We start from the raw sequence: 20,308 nt of genomic DNA on the forward strand, positions 1-20,308 counted from the left end.
TATAGTTAATTATAGAAATGTAAATAAAAAAGAGAGCAAATGCTCTCTTTTTAAATCTTATTTCTGGGTTAGATCGTATGGCCCATACGTTCGCCCATCACAACAACTGACTCGGCTTTAAAACGTTTTTCCCACTCGATTTTATCTTTTTCAAATAAAATAATAGCGGTAGAACCTAAATAAAAACGGCCAAGCTCAGCACCTTTCTCTAACTTCAACTGATGATGCTGTAATTCGATACGACCCGACGGTTTTACTTTACCTGTTGCTACAGTTTCAATACCTGCAACAATCATAGCGCCGACTAAAACAACAGCCATACGACCAAGTTCAGTATCAAACAAACACACCATGCGTTCATTACGGGCAAATAAACCCGGTACATTTTCAGCAGTGACCTGGTTTACTGAAAATAACTCACCCGGTACATACAAAGTTTCAGTTAATGTGCCTGAAAATGGCATATGAACACGGTGATAATCGCGTGGAGACAAATAAACCGTTGCAAACTTACCTTCTTGGAAAGGTTGAGCAAGTTGTGGGTCACCAATTAATTTTTCTACAGAGAAGCTTTGGCCTTTTGCCTGAAAAACTTCGCCAGCAGTGATTTTACCAATTTGAGAAATTGCGCCATCTGCTGGTGAAACGATGCTATCAGCATTTTCATCAACTAGACGTACGCCATCTTTCAATGCACGAGTAAAGAAATCATTAAAAGATTTGTATTTGAGTGCATTGCCTTGTTCAGCAATTGATAAATCAATGCCGTATTTGGTTTTAAATGCATGAATAACCGCAGCTTTTAATACTGGATTTTCACTTGCAGCAACTTTACCCACCACACGGCTTAACTGATGCTGAGGAACAAGATTTTGTGCCTTAATAAATAATTCTTTTTTTAAGCGAGATGTAAAACTCAAGACGGCGATTCTCCAGTAATGATAGGACTATCGAGGCGATTGCCCCATTCACTCCACGCACCATCATAGGCTTTTGCTTCCCAACCCAAAAGTCTAGCCAAAATATAGGCCAAACCAGAACGGTGATGTGACTGGCAGTATACGACTACAGGTTGTTTTAAATCGAACCCAAGTTGTTCAAGACGCTGCCGCGTGCGTTCAAGCGGATGCAATTTTAGATGATTTTGACGATTAAGTGCAGTACTCCATTCAAAATGGAGTGCATTTGGAATGTGACCACCGCGTCGTGCTGCTAAACGGACACCACTGTACTCATCACTCGTTCTACAATCCCACAATTGAATGCTTTCTTGTTCAACCTGTTTGCGCAGTTCTTCATAGTTCACTCGGAACTGAGCAGCATGTGATAAATCAATCTGAATTAAATCATCAACTCGAGGGATTTCTTCAACCTCAGCTGTGGTGGGTAAACCTGCACCTAACCATGCATGAATGCCGCCATTAATTAAACTGGTACGGGTAAACCCTAAGCAATGTAAATTCCAGATTAAACGCCCAGCCCATGCCCCACCTTCATCGTCATAGACAACCACATGGTGATTTGGTGAAATATTCAATTTTTCAATGAGCGCTTGTAAACCGGCTTCATCTGGCAAAATACCAGTGGCTTCTTCATGCTGAGCCACCAACCATTTAGGTTGTAAGTGAATGGCATGTGGAATATGGAGTTGTTCATAAACCGAGGCGCGGCTCAAATCTACAATACGGATATATTCATTGCCTAAATAAGGCACTAACTCTTCTGCTTCTATTAATAAATTGAGTTTAAAATCAGGGAGTGTCATCGTCATGGTTACTTTTTATACCAGCTTAATTTTATCTTAGCATAAGCTTATATCTATCAAACTCTGATTTTCTGCTACCGTTTAGCAAAAAATCAGATATACACATTCTTAAGCGTTAAGTGCCTGCCAAGCTGTAAAACTACATTGTAATTAAACAGCTTCTTCAAACTCTTCAATTTGGAAAACCTGACGTAAATAAGCCAAGAACGTATCATTGTCGGTCATGGTTTTTCCTGGGCTATCCGAAATTTTGGCAACCGACTGACCATTACACTCAACCAGTTTCAACACAATATTGAGCGGTGTTTGCCCCATATCGTTGGTCAAATTGGTTCCAATACCAAAACTCACCTGAAAACGGTCTTTGAAGTATTGGTGCAATTCCCATGCTTTTGGCAAATTGAGACCATCACTAAAGGTCAACATTTTAGTTTTGGTATCAATTTTTAATTTACGGTAGTGCGCGTAGGCTTTATCGCCCCACTCATATGGGTCACCACTGTCATGACGTAAGCCATCAAACAGTTTTGCGAAATACAGGTCAAAATCTCTGAGGAAAGCGTCCATCCCAACAACGTCGGTCAAAGCGATTCCCAAGTCTCCACGATATTCTTGAACCCATGTTTCTAAAGCAGCTTTTTGAAAGTCACGTAAGCGGACATCAAGCGCCTGAAACGCCTGTAGGAATTCATGTGCCATGGTTCCAATTGGCGTGATATTTAATTCTTTAGCCAGCAAAACATTACTCGTTCCACGGAACACATTTGGAACAGTTTTATGAAATGCAGCCACTACATGTTTTTGCCATTCAAAGCTATAGCGGCGGCGTGTACCAAAATCAGAAACTAAAAATGGAGGGTCATTCGGCTGCTGGGATTTTTCATATTGCTGAATCAATTCAAGCTTGGCTTTTAAACGGCGTTCACCTTCAGCCCAGACTTCATCTGTTTTAATACGGCTAAAATATAATTCGTTTACAATGGCTAAGACAAAAATCTCGAACATCATGGCCTGAACCATCGGCCCTTCAATACGAATATCTAGTCGGCCTTCGGCATCTATACTGGCCTGAATAAAACGTCGTTTAAGCTGGAATAGTTCTAAATAATCGACAAAGTCGCTTTTAATAAATCGTAGTTTTCTTAAATATTGTAGTTCATCTTCTTTATATTTGAGATTACATAAATGGTCGAGTTGCTCGTTTAAGTCATCCAAAATATCCACTAATGGATAAACAGTATCTTCTAAATTTCTGCAACGAAAATGGTAGACACTATGTGTTTGCGGGAATTTATGCAAAACCACTTGTAGCATTGTAAATTTGTACAAGTCTGTATCAAGTAAAGAATGGATAATTGGAGACATAGTCAATGATTATTCGCTTGCTTCTTAGCATTAAAGCATATTTTTATAGATGAATTATGAGCTTTTATACCATTGTTGCAACTCCATGAAATTTCCTTTTAAAAATCATTTAAATTAATTTCTGCTAAACTGCATCAATTCAAATAATTGCAGAAACTCTCTCTAACAATGCGCGCTTTAATACAACGAGTTCTTGAAGCTAAAGTGGTGGTAGACGGTGAAACGACCGGTGAAATCCAGAATGGCTTATTGGTTTTTTTAGGAATTGGCCGAGACGATACTTTAGCCATAGGTCAGAAGCTTATCGATAAAATTTTAAAATATCGTATTTTTGATGATGAGCAAGGCAAGATGGGCTGGAATGTATCTCAGGCAAATGGCGGAGTCCTGCTTGTTTCTCAGTTCACGCTCATGGCTCAAACCCAAAAAGGTTTGCGTCCAGACTTTGGGCCAGCTATGCCACCTAGCGATGCAAAAGCACTCTATGAACAGTTAGTTGAATATACCCGTTCACAGTTTGAAAATGTTCAAACAGGTATTTTCGCTGCTGATATGAAAGTACACCTCATTAATGATGGGCCAGTCACTTTCAATTTAGAAGTTGAAGCATAGATATAAAAAAACTCCCAATCGGGAGTTTTTTATTAGATCTTAACGACCAGTTTTTTCTTTAATAAAAGCACGTGCTTGGCGTACTTTATCTTTTACTGGTTTTGGTAATCTTGGTGGAATGAGTTTAGCTGCTTGGTTAAACCAAACGAGCAGGCTGAAATCGCCTTCCATTTTAATGCTACCGTCTTGCATACCCGTCATAAATGCAGTTGGGTCGCCTTTAAGTAAAGTTTTTACACCTTGTTCGCTATCTGCAAATTGCAAAATAAAGTCAGCTTTTTCAGGTGAGCCAGCGACTGTATCGATGTGACCATTGTTAATAATAATTTGGCGAGCAACACCTAAATCAGTACCAATTTGAATGCGGAATGCGCGGTCATGCACTAGCTCAATAAACTTAGGACTTGTACGTGCCAACTGTTTCATACGCAGTGCCAAACCTGCTACCAATAAATCTAACGGGTCTGTACTGACATCAACAAGTGGTAACTTGACTACAGGTATAGAAGAAAGTTTCATGAACATTCACGCCTATTGTATTTTTATGAAAACCTTGGGGCAAAACTCAGCAAGGGCTCCCCATTGCCTGTTTTGTGCATCGACTGATGATATTCTAATTGGCAACGCAATCTATATATGAAACGTCAACAGACCAGCCTATCGTAGCATAACTGGCTATTTTTTAATAAATGCTTTGTATAATAAAAATCATGTTTTCGTAAATAAAAAAGGCATGCTGTGCATACCTTTTTACCGTTAGATAACAATTTAATTATCGGCTAGAACATTGCTGCTGATCATCTTCATATACTGGCGTATGTTCTATATATTGGCGATTTGCCAAAGCCTTCTGTGCCTGTTTATCCTCACGTAATAAAACAAATGTGACCATTACCATCGCTAGACTTAGTGCAGTTAAATAACTATATGTGACTGGCATTTCAAAAGTGACTTGAACTCCAAAACGGACCACTTCCAATAGCCCCCAAAAAAACATCCCTGCAAGCATAAAACCAAGCCAACGACGGTAAGGAGAAAAGAAAACAGCAACAAGCGCGACAGCAATTAAGCTGAATCCGGCGATAGCGGCAAAATTCGCTGTTACCATAGAAACCTCCGTCTTAATGAAAACGTCTAAAAACATTCGGTCTGAACACCAGACCTCATTCCAAAAACAACTTTAATTCATGATTTGTGTTGAAGCTTAGAAAGCATTATGGATGTTTTTTTTTAGAAAAAAAGACCTGTTATTTGTCGATGCGACATACTTTGTCGCAACATTCTTTTGTCATTACATTTTTGTAAATTTGAAAAAGTTCTACGTCCTATATGGCATCAATTCTGGCGTGTCATTACAAAAAACTATGCTGTTTTTTTGCTTGAAAATAAGTTTTTTTCAGTTTTTTTTATTGCCTTTTTTCTGTGCACAATTCTGTCATAACTTGCTTGTTTTTATGACTATTCTGCATAAAAAAAGCGCTACTCTTGAGCAGCGCTTAATGATTGTTCAGTATTATTTAAGCACGGTTTAAATCTTTGTCATGCATACCGAGTAAATACAGCACACCATCTAAACCAACGCTTGAAATCGCCTGATTCGCATTTTGGCGAACAAGCGGTTTAGCACGATATGCTACGCCAAGTCCTGCAATCGCAAGCATTGGTAAATCATTTGCGCCATCGCCCACAGCCATTGCCTGCTCTAATGAAATATCGAGTTTGTTGGCAAGCTCACGTAATAATTCAGCTTTACGTGCACCATCAACAATTACACCTTTTACTTCACCAGTTACAACGCCATCTTGTACGTCTAGAACATTGGCATGAACTTCATCAATACCAAGTTTGCCTTGTAAATATTCAGCAAAATATTGGAAACCGCCTGATAAAATAGCCGTTTTATATCCAAGCGCTTTTAACGTTGAAATGAGGCGTTCTGCACCTTCGGTAATGGTTAAACGCTCAGCAATTTTAGGTAAAACAGCAGCATCAAGCCCTTTTAATAATGCAACACGGGCACGGAAGCTTTGCTGGAAATCAAGTTCGCCTTGCATTGCTCTTTCAGTAATTTCAGCAACTTGTGCGCCTACCCCTGCTTCAATCGCCAACTCATCAATCACTTCTTGCTCAATTAGGGTTGAGTCCATATCGAAGCACACTAAACGGCGGTTGCGTCGATAAGCATTGTCCTCTTGAACAGCAACATCAATATTTAATTCGCTTGAAAGAAGTAAACAAGCTGCACGCATTGCTTGTGCATCTAAAGTTGGACCACTGCTTAAACCAAACTGTACGCAAGCACGACGAGGCAATGTACTATCTTTTTCAAGGTCTACACGGCCGGATAAACGCGTTATCGTTTCGATGTTAAAGCCTTGTGTAGACACAATTTGTGTAACTGCTTGTAAATGTGCAGCAGTCAGTTCTGGCGCTAAAGCCGTGACGATATAACGAGTTCGTCCACCTTCGCTTACCCATTGATCGTATTCTGCGCCCGAGATTGGTTTAAAGCGCACTGTTAAGCCAATATCATGTGCTAAAATCAAAATCTCTTTCATTGCCAACGCTGTCGCAGTTTCATTATCTGAAGCGACCACGATGCCCAATGTCAGTTGATTATGAATAACGGCCTGACCTACATCCAGTATTTGCAATGAATGTACGGATAGTACTTGCATTAATCGGGTAAACTGGTTTGGTTGGTCCGGTCCTAAAAAGGATATAAGAATGATTTCTCGCATGAATTGACTCTAGTCTGAGTGACAACTATTGTAAGAATCATAATCGAATTTCAATATAATTGCCTTGGAAGTTTAACTTGATTGCGCCTAGACAAGGGCTATTTGCTAGCCTACTGATCATTAGTTTTGCATTGCATACCTTTTTATTGGTGATTGCAACAACACACCAGCTCAATGAAAACCGTGCGAGTCAAGGTCAGCTCATGACCAGCCAACTCGTAGCAGACAGCTTATCTGAGCTTGAGCCTGCCAATACGGTATCTTTGGCGCTTATTGCCAATCGCTATGCGACCAATCCAAGTGTGGCATCTATCCGTATTCTTGATGCCAATAAACAAGTTTTGGCAACAAGCGGCATGTCAAAAACTCGCGAAGGTGAAATTTTTGTTCGTGATGCTCTTCAAAACGAGAAGAAAGTCGGTTCTATTGAAATTACGCTTATTCAACCAAGTATTGGCGAAATCCTTCGTACCCAATGGCTTGCGATTTTAGCTTCGTTATTCTTACATGTTTTATTATGGCTTGCTTATCGTGCCATCGCTCGTCCAACCCGTAGTGAATACCTAGCACGTATTAACGAAGAAAATCGTTTAAAACATGAGATTCAAGAGTTAACACAAGCTCTCGCGCTTGAAAAACAAAATACAGTAACTTTGGTTGCACAGGCTCAGCAACAAGCTAAAGCGAAACCACTTGTTCGCCCACAACCAGAAAAAAGCACAGAATCTACAAACCAAGACAGTTTGGCACTCAATATTCAGTTTTATGACCCTAAACAGTTATTAAGTAGTGTTAACCAGTCTGTTTCTGTTCCTTATTTTAAACTTTGTCAGCTCTTCTTAAATAAAAGTATCGAGCTATGCACAAAGCATTATCATTTAAAGGCGACTGATATTGAGGTGGTAGATGAGTTTCATGCAGAAGGCGCAACACTCGCAATCTCAACTTCACATCCGCACGCTGTAGAATGCTTACTTATGGTAGGTACAGTTTTCCAATTACTGTCAGACGTTTTATATAAACGTTACCGTGAAGATAAACGTTTTGCGCTGCAAACCCGCAGTGCTGTATGTCATGCCGTAGAAGCAATGCAGATTGATGCGAAAGAAGCTGCTCAGCGTTTAGCACAACATCTACATGCAAAAGAGTCTGCGCTTTATCTTGAGAATGATCAGCTTAAAGCTATTCAAGACAGTTATCAGCTTGTTGCAATGCCAAACCCAAGCAATATCATGACTCGTCATGCATTTATGATTAATGGCATGAACGCTGAATGTGCAGAGCTTGCGCAAAATATTAGAACTGAAATTTTGATGGGTAAAAAATCAATCCCACAAAATGACAGTCCAAGTAGTGCAGCTTCTTAAAAAGTCATTGTGCGCATTTAAACCTAGCCTTTTGGCTAGGTTTTTTTTATTTAAATTCATGGTATTTAGTTTAAATAATTTTATTTTCTTATGATTTATTCAGATAAATAAATCCAGATCTATTATGTTGGGTGGTAAATTTGGATAAATCAGAATCATAGGCAAAATTCTATAAACAGCGTAAACTATGCGAAATTTATTCAATAGAAATTGTCTTACGACAAAAAAAGGTGAAAGCGAATGCCGCTGAGTCGTGTTGAAGATCTTGTCGCCGATATTCGTGCAGGCAAAATGGTTATCTTGATGGATGACGAAGATCGCGAAAATGAAGGTGATCTTGTCATCGCAGCAACGCATGTTCGTCCTGAAGATATTAACTTCATGATTACCCATGCACGTGGTCTAGTGTGCCTGACGTTAAGCCGTGAACGCTGTAAGCAGTTGAATCTTCCACTCATGGTTGACCAGAACGGCGCTCAGCATAGCACTAACTTTACGTTATCTATTGAAGCTGCTGAAGGTATTACCACTGGTATTTCGGCAGCAGAGCGTGCACATACCATTCAAGCTGCTGTTGCAGCGCATGCTAAACCAAGCGATATCGTACAACCGGGTCATATTTTCCCACTCATGGCACAACCAGGTGGTGTATTACACCGCGCAGGTCATACCGAAGCGGGTTGTGATTTGGCACGTTTAGCAGGTCTTGAACCAGCTTCTGTCATTTGTGAAATCATCAATGAAGATGGCACAATGGCACGTCGTGCAGATTTAGAAATTTTTGCTGAGAAGCATGGCCTAAAAATTGGTACAATTGCCGACTTAATTCACTACCGTATGACGAATGAGCAGACTGTAGAACGTTTGGATCAAAAAACCATTCAAACAGAATACGGTTCATTTGAGCTCTATCGCTATCGTGAGATTGGTAACCCGGACATTCATTTGGCTTTAGTTAAAGGCGAGCCTAAAGAAGGTGTTACAACGGTACGTGTACATGGTTTCAGCCCAATTCGTGATTTGCTTAAGCTGAATAAGGCTGACGGCGAACCTGCTTGGAATCTTGACCGTGCACTACAGACAATTGCAGCGAGTGATCGCGGTGTTTTAGTCTGGATCGGGCAAGATCATTTGCAAGACTTGGGACCAGCGTTGGATGATTTAAACAAGCCAAAACCGGTGAAATCCAATGCAGCACTTTCACATCAATATCAAACCATTGGTGTAGGTGCTCAAATTTTGCGTGATTTAGGTGTTGAAAAAATGAAGCTTCTTAGCTCACCATTGCGTTTCAATGCCTTATCTGGCTTTAATTTAGAAGTAGTGGAATATGTCACTGCTGATCAAATCACAACGAAATAATCGAGGTTGCTATGGCAATTCGCCGTATTGAAGGTTTATTACATCTCGCAAGCGAAGGTCGTTATGCGATTTTAGTGGGTCGTTTCAACAGCTTTGTTGTTGAACACTTATTGGAAGGCGCGATCGACACATTAAAACGTCACGGCGTAAATGAAGATAACATTACTGTTATTCACGCTCCTGGCGCATGGGAACTCCCGATCGTTGCTAAAAAATTAGCTACATCAAACCAGTTTGATGCCATTATTGCTCTTGGCGCAGTGATCCGTGGCAGCACACCTCACTTTGACTTTGTTGCGGGTGAATGTGCAAAAGGTTTAGGTGTAGTTGCGTTAGAAAGCAGCTTGCCTGTTATCAATGGTGTATTAACTACTGACAGCATCGAGCAAGCAATCGAACGCTCAGGTACAAAAGCAGGAAACAAAGGTAGCGAAGCTGCTTTAACTGCAATTGAAATGGTTAATTTATTAAAGGCAATTTAAAGCATGTCTCAAACACTGCAAGCCGCTTACGCAGCAAAACGCAAAGCACGTCGTTTTGCTGTACAAGGTATTTACGAGTGGCAAATGAGTCACAACCCTGTACATGAAATTGAAGCACGTACCCGTGCTGAAAATGCAATGCACAAGGTAGACTTAAGCTATTATCACGAACTACTTACTCAAGTCATCGCTCAGCACGAAGAGCTTGATGCGTTACTTATTCCGGTACTTGACCGTGAAATTGACGCGCTTGATGGTGTAGAGCTCGCGACTTTACGTTTAGGTGCTTACGAGTTACGTGATCATTTAGAAATTCCATACCGTGTGGTACTTGATGAAGCTATCGAACTCGCTAAGCATTTTGGCGGAGCAGACAGTCATAAATACATCAATGGTGTATTAGACCGCCTAAGTTCGACACTGCGTAGCGCAGAAAAACAACAAGCAAACTAATAGGCTTGGTGTTCTATGGCTGAGTTTTCAATTATTGACCAGTACTTTAATCGGCAGTCAAACTCCGATGTCGCGCTTGGTATTGGTGATGACTCAGCCTTAATTACTCCCCCTCCAAATCAACAACTGGTGATCTGTGCAGATACACTTGTTGCTGGACGTCACTTCCCTCTTGAAACCTCACCTCATGCGATTGGCTGGAAAAGTGTTGCTGTAAATCTTTCAGATATTGCTGCAATGGGTGCCAAACCGCACAGTATTTTACTAGCAATCAGCTTGCCTCAAGTTGACCATGAGTGGCTTGAAGGGTTTAGTCAGGGAATCTATGACTGTTGTAATCAATTTGGTGTTGCCTTAATTGGTGGAGATACCACCCAAGGCCCACATCTCACGATTACCGTTACCGCAATGGGCTGGATAGAAACCGGAAAAGCCGTGTTACGTTCAGGCGCAAAAGTCGGTGATTATGTGTGTGTGAGCGGTCAGGTGGGCGATGCAGCCTACGGTTTACAGCACTTAGGCCATCCGCTGCAACAAAGACTCGACTATCCGACACCACGCTGTCAGCTTGGACAAGAACTAAAAGGTCTTGCCTCTAGCATGATTGATGTGTCAGATGGCTTAGCTCAAGATTTAGGACATATTTTAAAAACATCCAAGGTTGGAGCTCGACTCGTCTTGGAAAAATTACCTGTTGACCCTGTATTGCAACAACTCGAAGAACAACAACGTTGGCAGTATGCACTTGCAGGTGGTGATGACTACGAATTATGTTTTACAATAACACCGCAAAATTATGAAAAACTTTTGCAAAAACAACTGGACGTTAAGATTACAATGATTGGACAGATCGTTGAACAAACAAAACTAACTTTTGAGCATTTGGGTTCAGATTACCCATTGCAAATTCATGGATACCAACACTTTGCATAAACCGCCGATTCATTTTAAGAACATGTCTTGGTTCAACCGCTGCATCGTTTTCTGTGGGGTTGGTTTTGGATCTGGTCTCGCTCCTAAAGCACCCGGTACTTTTGGCTCTGCTTTTGCCTTACTTTTCATTCCTATTTGGCTATCTCTCGGATTTAACTTAAGTTTAATCGCTATTATCATCATGTCCTTGGTGGGTATTTATATTTGCGGTCAAACAGCAAAGGTTATAGACGTACACGATGATGGGCGAATTGTGTGGGACGAATTTGCAGGACAATCAATTACTCTTCTGCCTTTAATATTTTTTAATATAATGTCGTTACAATGGGCACTAATTGGTTTTTGCTTATTCCGCCTGTTTGATGTTTGGAAACCTTGGCCAATCCGTGTAGCCGACCAGAAAGTTGCTGGTGGCTTCGGAATTATGCTGGATGACATCATTGCAGGGCTTTGGGCGGCACTTTGTATCATCATATTTATTACTTTCTGGGGCGTAACGCCATTTAAGTAGGTTTACTCATGTCAACTACCGTCATTATCCTTGCTGCAGGCAAAGGAACGCGAATGCGTTCACAACTACCTAAAGTATTACAGCCTTTAGCTGGTCGCCCGCTACTAGGACATGTTATTAAGACAGCAAAACAACTATTAGCAGAAAATATCATTACCATTTATGGACATGGCGGCGATCACGTAAAACAGACGTTTGCACAAGAAAACATTCAATGGGTTGAGCAAGCAGAACAATTAGGTACAGGTCATGCTGTACAAATGACTTTACCGGTACTTCCTAAAGACGGTATTTCATTAATTTTATACGGTGATGTTCCTTTAGTCCGTCAAACAACGCTAGAGCAACTTGTTGAAGTATCAAGTAAAACCGGTATTGGCATGATTACTTTACATGTCGAAAACCCAACAGGTTATGGCCGTATTGTTCGCCAAGACGGAAAAATTCAAGCGATTGTTGAACATAAAGATGCAACTGATGCTCAGCGCCAAATTCAAGAAATCAACACAGGTATTTACTGTGTAAGCAATGCAAAACTTCATGAATGGTTGCCTAAGCTTTCAAATGAAAACGCGCAAGGCGAATACTATTTAACTGACATCGTTGCGATGGCGGTTGCAGATGGCTTAGAAATTGCGTCTATTCAGCCTGAACTTGCTTTTGAAGTTGAAGGGGTGAATGACCGTTTACAACTTGCAGCACTTGAGCGTGATTTTCAGCAACAGCAAGCAAAAGAACTTATGCAACAAGGCGTAACTTTTGCAGACCCTGCCCGTTTCGATTTACGCGGTTCTGTAAAAGTTGGACACGATGTTCGTATTGACGTAAATGTCATTATTGAAGGTGACTGTGAACTCGGTGACTTTGTAGAAATCGGTGCGGGTTGTATTTTGAAAAATACAAAAATTGCCGCAGGAACCAAAGTTCAGGCTTATAGCGTTTTTGATGGTGCGATTGTTGGTGAAAACACCCAAATTGGTCCATTTGCACGCTTACGTCCAGGCGCTAAATTGGCTAACGAAGTCCACATTGGCAACTTTGTTGAAGTCAAAAATACAACCATTGGTCTTGGCAGTAAAGCCAATCATTTCACCTACTTAGGTGATGCCGAGATCGGTGCTGACTCAAATATTGGGGCAGGTACAATTACCTGCAATTATGATGGTGCAAATAAACACAAAACCACTATTGGCGATGCAGTCTTTATCGGTTCTAATAGCTCGCTGGTTGCGCCTGTGACTATTGGAAATGGAGCAACAGTCGGTGCGGGTTCTGTGATTACGAAAGATGTAGCTGAACAAAGTCTCTCCTTTGAACGTGCTCAACAAATTTCTAAGGCAAATTATCAACGTCCCCAAAAGGTTAAAAAATAAGAGGATTGAATTATGTGTGGTATCGTCGGAGGCGTTGCAGAGCGTTGTGTAACCGAGATTTTAATCGAAGGTTTAAAACGTCTTGAATATCGCGGTTATGATTCAGCGGGCGTTGCTGTACTGAATAATGAAGAAGTTTTACGTGAGCGTCGTGTAGGTAAGGTGATTAACCTTGCCGATGCTGTTGCTGAACACCAGCTCACTGGGGTAGTTGGTATTGCTCATACACGTTGGGCAACTCACGGTAAACCAACTGAAAATAATGCTCACCCACATATGTCGGGTAAAGTGGCAGTCGTTCACAACGGTATTATCGAAAACTATCAAGAGCTTAAAGATGACCTTCAAGCTTTAGGATATGTATTTACCTCTCAAACAGATACAGAAGTTGTCGCTCACTTAGTTGCAGAAGCACTAAAAAGCACTGACAGCTTACTTGAAGCAGTAGAATCGGTTGTTCCTCAGCTTAAAGGTGCATACGCACTGGGTATTATCCATAGCGATTACCCAGATGAGTTAATCACTGTACGTGAAGGTTCACCACTCGTAATTGGCGTAGGTATTGGCGAAAACTTTATCAGTTCAGACCAACTTGCATTGTTACCTGTAACTAACCGTTTTATGTATTTAGAAGAAGGTGATATTGCTCGCCTGACTCGTACCTCAATTGAAGTATTTGCAAACGGTCAACCTGTTGAACGTCCAGTGAAAGAGCTTGACGCAACAGTAAGCAATGCTTCAAAAGGTGAATACAAGCACTACATGCTCAAAGAAATTTATGAGCAACCAGAAGCAATCAAACAAACGATTTCTCAAGCACTTGATGGCAACAGCTTACGCGAAGATTTCTTGCAAGATGCTGAGGCAGATTTCAGCAAAATTCAAAGCGTACAAATTATTGCATGTGGTACAAGCTACCACTCAGGCATGATCGCGAAGTATTGGTTTGAACAACTGATTGGCGTGCCTTGCCAAGTTGAAATCGCAAGTGAATTCCGCTATCGCACACCTGTGATTGTTGAAAATACGCTTTATATCTGTATTTCTCAATCAGGTGAAACAGCTGATACTTTAGCTGCATTACGTGAAACTCAAAAACGTGCGAAAGCAAACAATATCGATATTCAAACTTTGACTATCTGTAACGTTGCTACGTCTTCAATGGTTCGTGAAACTGACCATCACTTATTGACCCTTGCTGGGCCTGAAATTGGTGTTGCATCAACTAAAGCGTTCACGACTCAGCTTGCTGCGCTCATGTTACTCGTTCTAAAAATTGGACAAGTAAAACAGCGTATTAGCAACGTCATGATTGAAGAAATTGCTCGTGAATTGTGGCACAGCCCGAAAGTCATTCTTGATACGCTTAAGCAAGATTCTGAAATTTTACGTTTATCAGAATTGTTTGTTGAAAAACAACACTGCTTATTCTTAGGCCGTGGAACACACTATCCAATCGCGTTGGAAGGTGCATTAAAGCTTAAAGAAATTTCATATATTCACGCAGAAGGTTACGCGGCTGGTGAGTTAAAGCACGGCCCATTGGCACTTGTTGATACTGAAATGCCAATCGTGATTCTTGCGCCAAACGACGAAATGCTTGATAAGCTCAAGTCGAATATGGAAGAAGTTCAGGCGCGTGGCGGTGAATTATTCGTTTTCGCTGATGAAAATAGCGGCGTAGTTGAAAAAGATCGTCAACACGTTGTACAAATTCCAGCAGTAAACGAATGGCTTGCACCAATCATTTATAGCGTACCAGTTCAGTTGTTGTCTTATCACGTTGCTGTATTACGTGGTACAGACGTTGACCAGCCACGTAACTTGGCGAAGTCAGTAACTGTAGAGTAATAATCAGACACGCTATCTATATGCGTGTTTGAACAATAAAGTTGTAAACCAGATAAACCCAGCCATGCTGATTAAAAAGCAGGCTGGGTTTTTCTATGAGTGAGGAATCAATTTTTATTTCACGCAGTAGACATTTTAAATAATCTTTCTGCTCCTCGGTTTGAGCTTGCTATAGCTTCTATAGCCCAAGCTCGCATTTGTTTCTCGTAATGATTGAGAGCATTTGTAATTTCACCATTTTCTGAAGCTATTTTGGCAAACATATTGCCTAAAAGACGCGCATCTTTAAGTGCTGTATTGGCTCCTACTCCTCCTGCGGGGCTCATTGCATGTATAGCGTCTCCTAGCAATGTTACAGGACCCGTTTTCCATACAATTTCTGGACGACCATTTCGTATCGGTAGCATAGCGACGGCGGACAAGTCTGTTTGACGTATGATCTGCTGAAAGGTGAGATGCCAGCCTTCTGTGACATCAAACATGACTTTGTGAAGAACTGCCTGTAATTCTTGCTGTGACATCATTGAGTGACCAATGCCAAAGCGTGATTTTGGGCCAATAAGCGCCCAGTATAAATAGTCATCTATGGGAGTAAGTGAACATTGAGGCTCAATACGTGCGGCAATATCTGGCAACGGGGCTTTAAAGCATATGTCATCAAAAATGGCGGTAAATCCATTTGCAAAAATGACCCTCATACCATTGTCCAGTGCATGGTCATTGAGTTTTTTTAGTTGTGTTTTCCCGTAAATGCAAATTGAGCCTGTATCTAAAGGTAGTGCATCAGGAGCTAATTGTGATCGAACAGCCGAATTTACTCCATCGGCACCCACTAGCGCATCTGAAGAAATTGGACTTCTATTATCAAAATAAACCTCGACACGACCATCCTGTTTCAAAACATAGTGATCAAATGCGTGATTGAAGTGAATGTGGTCTTCAATGCCCGTCATGAGGATCTCTCTTAAAGTTTGGCGATTAACTCTAAGATCTTCATCTTTAATGGGGTTTTCTTCGTCTGTATTTGATCGCCAGCTCTCCGGTATGCGTTCCTCTAGAGTACTTTCAAGTTGTGGCGTTAAAAATTGCCCAGCCGATGCAGCAATAGATGCTGTCTCGCGGAACAAGGTATAGAGTGATTCGGGAAGACTAGCAGCTAGAGCACGTTGACCATCAGCATCAATACGTATCCGATACCCTTGGGTTCTGCTATTTGGCGCAGGATCACGTTCAAAAACATCGAATGCAATATGAGCCCGTTTAAGCATTTGAGCTAAGCATAATCCACCAAGCCCAGCCCCAATAATCGATATATGTAATTGTTTCATATATGTTATTCCTGTTGTTTCTATCAGGATAAATAAATCTTGGTGCTAAAAAGTATTGCATAGAGGAATTTGGCAGTGATAACGTAATTTGGCCAATAAATACAGAAATCTGGCCAATATGAATGATAGTACGGATGTAGATATTGATTACAGTGAATGGTCCGAGGGGCCTTCATTGATAGCAATTCGCGGTGAAGATGAACCGAATAATCAATATCGGTTAGGCACGCGGGAATATGATTGGCACCACCATGTCCGTGGTCAATTATTGTGTGTTGATACGGGATTTATAGAAGTAAAAACATCTCATGGTTCATGGCTTTTGCCGCCATCAAGAGCAAGTTGGATACCTCCAGGCATATCGCATAAAGTTAAAGTGAGCGGCGCTCTGAGTGGTTGGACTCTTTTCATGGCCCCGATATTGTGTTCAGATTTGCCACAGAATCCTTGTGTGATTGGAATCAGTGAGCTATTACGGGCTTTGGCAAGGAGAGCTTCTGAGTGGAATAAGTTGGGTGATTTAGCACTCGATCAAAAAAATATAATTGCAGTTATTCAAGATGAAATTCGTCTTGCTCCCCATGAAGCACTCCATCTACCCATACCCCAAGATCCTCGTTTAGAGCGAGTGCTCAGAACGATGCTGGCAGAACCTGATTGTCAACGTAGCCTTGATGAGTGGGCCTCGTACGGTGCTATGTCTTCTCGAACATTGCGACGACTCATTCTTGCAGAAACTGGTCTCAGTTTTGCGCAGTGGCGTCAACAGGCTCAATTAAAGCATAGTCTGGAATTACTAGCGCGAGGTACTTCAGTTGCAGAAGTTTCAGAAGTGTTGGGCTATACATCACCAAGTAGTTTTATTGCTATGTTTCGAAAAGCACTAGGTGACCCTCCAGCACGTTACTTTTCAAAACGCAGACTCTCCTAGGCCTCTATGCCACAACAGTCTTTTACTTTTGCGCTGATTTAAAGTTTGAGAGATCATTGCGACACAGAGATAAAGGAGCTAAGTGAACTTAGCCCATTTGAGTTTTGTCGCAGCGTTGAATACTGCTAAACAAGTTAGGGGCAAAGTCCTGTGGGAGAACAGGACTTTGCAAACTGGTGCGTTTTAAACGTTGTACGGTTTGAGGTGAACAAATTCTTTTAAATTCCTGCTGAGCATTGGCGTCATCATTTGTAATACTGTAAGCACCAACCACAAGGTTTAAAACCCATATAAATTTATGAAGTTTCATATTATTCTCATGATTATTTATATCTTTAAATAAAATAAAAATATGATGCAAATAAATATTAAAATAATTTTTAAATAACAACTAATCCTCCCACAGTCATAGGAAAATAAAATAATTAAAATTTTAAAATAAAAATAGTTTATAAATTTAAAAAAATAAGGCGTAAAAACCTAAATTTTAAATCAATAAAATCGTTAAATAAGAGAGAAAATGAGTTTGAAAAGTGTCATGGTCAACTCCTTAAAAAATGGAGTCCTACCACCAGATCACCGTCAATTGATTATGGTGGTAGAACGAATAGGGGTTGACAGACTGGACTCGTAGAACCAGCACGCGCGGGGCGTCCCCCATCCGTCCTACCGCAAAGAAAAGGGGACGCAAGGGTCTAACGACTTATAGTAGAACTATAATCCGCCACGAGTTACGGTCTGTCAAAACCGTCTGGCAATGTAGGCCAGCAACGAAATAATAATCGGTGATTTTAAATACGTCAATTTAATATTTAAAATATTTTTGATTTAATAATAAAACTAAATAGATTTAAAAATAAAAATATTATTATTAACTTTTTATTTATATTCGATGAGAAAAAATAATAAATATAGAAATATTTTGCCAGTTCCAAAAAAGAACTTGATTGTTAAGATCTATTTTTGTCGTTTTTATAGAGATAAGAATGGAACGAGTTGTCATCACAGGTATGGGAATTAATTCCTGTATTGGAAATACATTAGAGACAGTAACCGAGTCCTTAAAAGCAGGCCGCTCTGGCATTCGCTATAACGATGTCTATGCAAAACTGAACTTTCGAAGTCATGTGAGCGCCACTGCCGAAATGGATTTTGAAAATATTGATCCAGAACTAAAAAAACACATGGGCGTTTGCGCGATGTACGCCTACAACTCGGCACTCGATGCGCTACAACATGCCGATCTTGATGTAAATGATATTGCCAACAACCCAAAATATGGCGTGATTGGCGGAACAGGCGGCACCTCAACAGCGTCTATCATCGACATGCTGCACACCTTAAAAGAAAAAGGCGCAAGCGAGGTATCGCCCGATTTAGCGCCACGCTACCTCACCAGCACCATTAGCTCTAACCTATCACGCGCTTTTAACTTAAAAGGCGTATCCCAATCGGTCGCAAGTGCCTGTGCGACTTCAGCCGATGCAATTGGCTATGCATATCACCTTATTGCCGCTGGTAAACAAGACCTCATGCTGGCAGGTGGCGGTGAAGAAGACCATTGGTCGCAAACGGCAATATTCGATGCAATGGGCGCCTTATGCTCTAAATATAACGATGCACCTGAAACGGCTTCACGCCCATATTCAGTAGATAACGATGGTTTTGTGATCGCTGGCGGCGGTGGCATGGTGGTTTTGGAGTCTTTAAGCCATGCCCAAAAGCGCGGAGCAAAAATTTTGGCAGAAGTGGTTGGCTACGCTGCCAATAGCGATGGTGTCGATATGGTAGCCCCGAGCGGTGAAGGCGCGACCCGTTGCATCAAACTGGCACTCGCAGAAGCCAAACAAAATGGCTCTGGCATCATCGACTATATCAACACGCATGGCACTTCAACACCAGCAGGAGACATTCCCGAACTATTGGCCATAGAGCGAGCTTTTGGCAGTGAAAAAGTCCCGCCACTCAGTTCGACAAAGTCCATGACTGGGCATAGTTTGGGGGCAGCAGGCGTACACGAAGCGATTTATTCTATTTTAATGCTGCAAAATAATTTTATCGCGCCGAGTATTAATATTACCGAACTGCGCGAAGAAGCTAAAAGGTTCGATATTGTTCAAACGAGCCGAGAAACCGAACTAAAAACAGTTATGAGTAATAGCTTTGGTTTTGGTGGCGTAAATACTTGTCTGGTTTTTAGAAAGTGGGAAGGGTAGTTTAAAACTCGAAATATATGGGCTTTAGAAAAAATAAATTCAAATAGTTAAGAAAAGCGTAATGGATTACGCTTTTTCTCTCATAAAACATAGTTTAAGCGGCTTGAATGGCTTCTCCACAAAGAGACACAGTTTCTTGTTTATGTTGGTGTAAGTACCAGAACTGCTCCGCAACTGTTTCAGGATGCACCGCGTAGGTTTTATCCTTCGCTTCAGGTGTTCCATCTACAAAACCATTTACAATCACTTGGCTCACATAAACATTTGAGTCAGCAAGACTATGAGCAAGTAAGTTGGTGGCCTTGTATTGAGCGGCAGCGGTGGTTGCTAACGATGAATATTCTTTGGCAACCAAGTCGATGCCCACTGCATCGAAAGCAAAAATTCCATTTGTCGATAAAATGCTACCGTGGTTCTTTTCTAAATCACCTAAGCAAGCTTGCACCGTCGCAATATAGCTTGAAACGCGAATATGAAAACTTTTGGTAAGCTCTAGTGGAGGGGTTTTTAGAATATTGCCTTCAATATCATGGAAAGCATTCCAATGAATATTTTTAATCTCTCCTAATCGATCTTTAATACGTTGAATAAGGTTTGGTATATCTTCAAGAACCGCTAAATCACATGTAAAAGCATAAGCTTCAATACCTTGTGCCTTAAGTTCTAAGATGGCTTTTTCAAGTTTTTCAGCATTACGCGCCACTAAACCGATTTTATAGCCTTCTTTACCAAACTTATGTGCCACGGCTTTGGAAATACCTGTTCCATAACCAAAAATTATAATATTGTTGTTCATTATAAAGTTCCAAAAAACCAATTATTTGGTTAGAAATAATTTATAATATGTTTTTATAATGTATTCAAGCGAAAAAATTAAATCTAAAAATAATGCAGAAAGAACAAGACAAAAATATGAAAAACATTAATTAAGTTAGTTGGTTTTGAATGGTCTGGATAATATAGCTTTTATTAAAATTTTATCTTTATGGGAAACCTAGGATAGTGATTTTCGAATTGA

General features: G+C 40.8%; 19 protein-coding genes and 1 pseudogene. 11 read left to right on the forward strand and 9 right to left on the reverse strand.

What is annotated here, in order from left to right; genetic code table 11:
• Positions 1 to 68 precede the first annotated feature (68 nt).
• The 3 genes from asd to pncB form a co-directional block, all read right to left on the reverse strand.
• Entirely contained in the window at positions 69 to 920 is an 852-nt protein-coding gene (gene asd, locus ACH63V_RS08560; protein ID WP_396463251.1) for an archaetidylserine decarboxylase, read from the reverse strand.
• Positions 917 to 1,765 (reverse strand): sulfurtransferase, encoded by an 849-nt coding sequence (locus ACH63V_RS08565; RefSeq protein ID WP_396463252.1) that lies wholly within the window; start codon positions 1,763 to 1,765, stop codon positions 917 to 919. The genes asd and ACH63V_RS08565 overlap by 4 nt, the downstream gene beginning before the upstream one ends.
• A 150-nt stretch (positions 1,766 to 1,915) precedes the next feature.
• Positions 1,916 to 3,130 carry a nicotinate phosphoribosyltransferase gene (pncB, locus tag ACH63V_RS08570; protein WP_311070085.1) on the reverse strand — a complete coding sequence of 405 codons (1,215 nt, stop codon included), beginning with the start codon at positions 3,128 to 3,130 and terminating at the stop codon, positions 1,916 to 1,918.
• A 168-nt stretch (positions 3,131 to 3,298) separates the two neighbouring features.
• Here pncB and dtd point away from each other — a divergent pair, with 168 nt between their 5' ends.
• On the forward strand, positions 3,299 to 3,742 hold the full coding sequence (dtd, locus tag ACH63V_RS08575; protein WP_001202028.1) for a D-aminoacyl-tRNA deacylase: 444 nt from the start codon (positions 3,299 to 3,301) through the stop codon (positions 3,740 to 3,742).
• Between the two features lie 39 nt (positions 3,743 to 3,781).
• Here the strand turns inward: dtd and ACH63V_RS08580 are convergent, their stop codons facing one another.
• From ACH63V_RS08580 to serB, 3 genes are all read right to left on the reverse strand, one after another.
• Positions 3,782 to 4,261 carry an SCP-2 sterol transfer family protein gene (locus tag ACH63V_RS08580; protein ID WP_263614865.1) on the reverse strand — a complete coding sequence of 160 codons (480 nt, stop codon included), beginning with the start codon at positions 4,259 to 4,261 and terminating at the stop codon, positions 3,782 to 3,784.
• A gap of 253 nt (positions 4,262 to 4,514) precedes the next feature.
• Positions 4,515 to 4,850, reverse strand: a complete 336-nt coding sequence (gene aciT / locus ACH63V_RS08585; protein WP_004704819.1) for a ciprofloxacin tolerance protein AciT — start codon at positions 4,848 to 4,850, stop codon at positions 4,515 to 4,517.
• 409 nt (positions 4,851 to 5,259) lie between these two features.
• Complete coding sequence (gene serB, locus ACH63V_RS08590; RefSeq protein WP_200027011.1) at positions 5,260 to 6,483, reverse strand: phosphoserine phosphatase SerB; 1,224 nt, start codon at positions 6,481 to 6,483, stop codon at positions 5,260 to 5,262.
• A 59-nt stretch (positions 6,484 to 6,542) separates the two neighbouring features.
• Between serB and ACH63V_RS08595 the strand changes: the two genes are divergently transcribed.
• The 8 genes from ACH63V_RS08595 (at position 6,543) to glmS (ending at position 14,815) form a co-directional block, all read left to right on the forward strand.
• The gene (locus ACH63V_RS08595; RefSeq protein ID WP_396463253.1) at positions 6,543 to 7,850 is read left to right on the forward strand and encodes a hypothetical protein; all 1,308 of its coding nucleotides are present in this window, start codon (positions 6,543 to 6,545) and stop codon (positions 7,848 to 7,850) included.
• Positions 7,851 to 8,090: 240 nt separating this feature from the next.
• Positions 8,091 to 9,212, forward strand: coding sequence for a bifunctional 3,4-dihydroxy-2-butanone-4-phosphate synthase/GTP cyclohydrolase II (gene ribBA / locus ACH63V_RS08600; RefSeq protein ID WP_200027009.1), 1,122 nt, complete (start codon positions 8,091 to 8,093; stop codon positions 9,210 to 9,212).
• 11 nt (positions 9,213 to 9,223) lie between these two features.
• Positions 9,224 to 9,694: a 6,7-dimethyl-8-ribityllumazine synthase gene (gene ribE, locus ACH63V_RS08605; protein ID WP_001007829.1), complete on the forward strand. Its 471-nt coding sequence runs from the start codon at positions 9,224 to 9,226 to the stop codon at positions 9,692 to 9,694.
• A 3-nt stretch (positions 9,695 to 9,697) separates the two neighbouring features.
• Positions 9,698 to 10,147, forward strand: coding sequence for a transcription antitermination factor NusB (gene nusB, locus ACH63V_RS08610; protein WP_108679740.1), 450 nt, complete (start codon positions 9,698 to 9,700; stop codon positions 10,145 to 10,147).
• A gap of 15 nt (positions 10,148 to 10,162) precedes the next feature.
• A complete protein-coding gene (gene thiL, locus ACH63V_RS08615; protein ID WP_396463254.1) occupies positions 10,163 to 11,080 on the forward strand; it encodes a thiamine-phosphate kinase in 918 nt (305 codons plus the stop codon).
• A complete protein-coding gene (locus tag ACH63V_RS08620) occupies positions 11,058 to 11,591 on the forward strand; it encodes a phosphatidylglycerophosphatase A (protein ID WP_000380679.1) in 534 nt (177 codons plus the stop codon). Before thiL ends, ACH63V_RS08620 begins: the two co-directional genes overlap by 23 nt.
• Before the next feature lie 8 nt (positions 11,592 to 11,599).
• Positions 11,600 to 12,964, forward strand: a complete 1,365-nt coding sequence (glmU, locus tag ACH63V_RS08625; protein ID WP_263614868.1) for a bifunctional UDP-N-acetylglucosamine diphosphorylase/glucosamine-1-phosphate N-acetyltransferase GlmU — start codon at positions 11,600 to 11,602, stop codon at positions 12,962 to 12,964.
• Positions 12,965 to 12,976: 12 nt separating this feature from the next.
• Positions 12,977 to 14,815: a glutamine--fructose-6-phosphate transaminase (isomerizing) gene (gene glmS, locus ACH63V_RS08630; RefSeq protein WP_199999757.1), complete on the forward strand. Its 1,839-nt coding sequence runs from the start codon at positions 12,977 to 12,979 to the stop codon at positions 14,813 to 14,815.
• A 119-nt stretch (positions 14,816 to 14,934) separates the two neighbouring features.
• Here glmS and ACH63V_RS08635 read toward each other — a convergent pair whose 3' ends face one another.
• Complete coding sequence (locus ACH63V_RS08635; protein ID WP_396463255.1) at positions 14,935 to 16,143, reverse strand: FAD-dependent oxidoreductase; 1,209 nt, start codon at positions 16,141 to 16,143, stop codon at positions 14,935 to 14,937.
• 175 nt (positions 16,144 to 16,318) lie between these two features.
• Between ACH63V_RS08635 and ACH63V_RS08640 the strand changes: the two genes are divergently transcribed.
• Positions 16,319 to 17,074 (forward strand): AraC family transcriptional regulator, encoded by a 756-nt coding sequence (locus tag ACH63V_RS08640; protein WP_396463256.1) that lies wholly within the window; start codon positions 16,319 to 16,321, stop codon positions 17,072 to 17,074.
• A gap of 78 nt (positions 17,075 to 17,152) precedes the next feature.
• Here ACH63V_RS08640 and ACH63V_RS08645 read toward each other — a convergent pair.
• Positions 17,153 to 17,384, reverse strand: a pseudogene (locus tag ACH63V_RS08645) (hypothetical protein).
• A 676-nt stretch (positions 17,385 to 18,060) separates the two neighbouring features.
• Here ACH63V_RS08645 and ACH63V_RS08650 point away from each other — a divergent pair.
• Positions 18,061 to 19,290: a beta-ketoacyl synthase N-terminal-like domain-containing protein gene (locus ACH63V_RS08650; protein ID WP_396463257.1), complete on the forward strand. Its 1,230-nt coding sequence runs from the start codon at positions 18,061 to 18,063 to the stop codon at positions 19,288 to 19,290.
• 94 nt (positions 19,291 to 19,384) lie between these two features.
• Here ACH63V_RS08650 and ACH63V_RS08655 read toward each other — a convergent pair whose 3' ends face one another.
• Complete coding sequence (locus ACH63V_RS08655) at positions 19,385 to 20,086, reverse strand: SDR family oxidoreductase (protein ID WP_045124640.1); 702 nt, start codon at positions 20,084 to 20,086, stop codon at positions 19,385 to 19,387.
• Positions 20,087 to 20,308 lie beyond the last annotated feature (222 nt).

The organism is Acinetobacter sp. ABJ-A23_2 (assembly GCF_044538765.1).
Classification (GTDB): Bacteria; Pseudomonadota; Gammaproteobacteria; order Pseudomonadales; family Moraxellaceae; genus Acinetobacter; species Acinetobacter nosocomialis_A.

Coding starts and splice junctions, on each gene's coding strand:
- ACH63V_RS08565 (WP_396463252.1), bottom strand. CDS start 1,765: ATGACACTCCCTGATTTTAAACTCAATTTATTAATAGAAGCAGAAGAG.
- pncB (WP_311070085.1), bottom strand. CDS start 3,130: ATGTCTCCAATTATCCATTCTTTACTTGATACAGACTTGTACAAATTT.
- dtd (WP_001202028.1), top strand. CDS start 3,299: ATGCGCGCTTTAATACAACGAGTTCTTGAAGCTAAAGTGGTGGTAGAC.
- ACH63V_RS08580 (WP_263614865.1), bottom strand. CDS start 4,261: ATGAAACTTTCTTCTATACCTGTAGTCAAGTTACCACTTGTTGATGTC.
- aciT (WP_004704819.1), bottom strand. CDS start 4,850: ATGGTAACAGCGAATTTTGCCGCTATCGCCGGATTCAGCTTAATTGCT.
- serB (WP_200027011.1), bottom strand. CDS start 6,483: ATGCGAGAAATCATTCTTATATCCTTTTTAGGACCGGACCAACCAAAC.
- ribBA (WP_200027009.1), top strand. CDS start 8,091: ATGCCGCTGAGTCGTGTTGAAGATCTTGTCGCCGATATTCGTGCAGGC.
- ribE (WP_001007829.1), top strand. CDS start 9,224: ATGGCAATTCGCCGTATTGAAGGTTTATTACATCTCGCAAGCGAAGGT.
- nusB (WP_108679740.1), top strand. CDS start 9,698: ATGTCTCAAACACTGCAAGCCGCTTACGCAGCAAAACGCAAAGCACGT.
- thiL (WP_396463254.1), top strand. CDS start 10,163: ATGGCTGAGTTTTCAATTATTGACCAGTACTTTAATCGGCAGTCAAAC.
- ACH63V_RS08620 (WP_000380679.1), top strand. CDS start 11,058: ATGGATACCAACACTTTGCATAAACCGCCGATTCATTTTAAGAACATG.
- glmU (WP_263614868.1), top strand. CDS start 11,600: ATGTCAACTACCGTCATTATCCTTGCTGCAGGCAAAGGAACGCGAATG.
- glmS (WP_199999757.1), top strand. CDS start 12,977: ATGTGTGGTATCGTCGGAGGCGTTGCAGAGCGTTGTGTAACCGAGATT.
- ACH63V_RS08635 (WP_396463255.1), bottom strand. CDS start 16,143: ATGAAACAATTACATATATCGATTATTGGGGCTGGGCTTGGTGGATTA.
- ACH63V_RS08650 (WP_396463257.1), top strand. CDS start 18,061: ATGGAACGAGTTGTCATCACAGGTATGGGAATTAATTCCTGTATTGGA.
- ACH63V_RS08655 (WP_045124640.1), bottom strand. CDS start 20,086: ATGAACAACAATATTATAATTTTTGGTTATGGAACAGGTATTTCCAAA.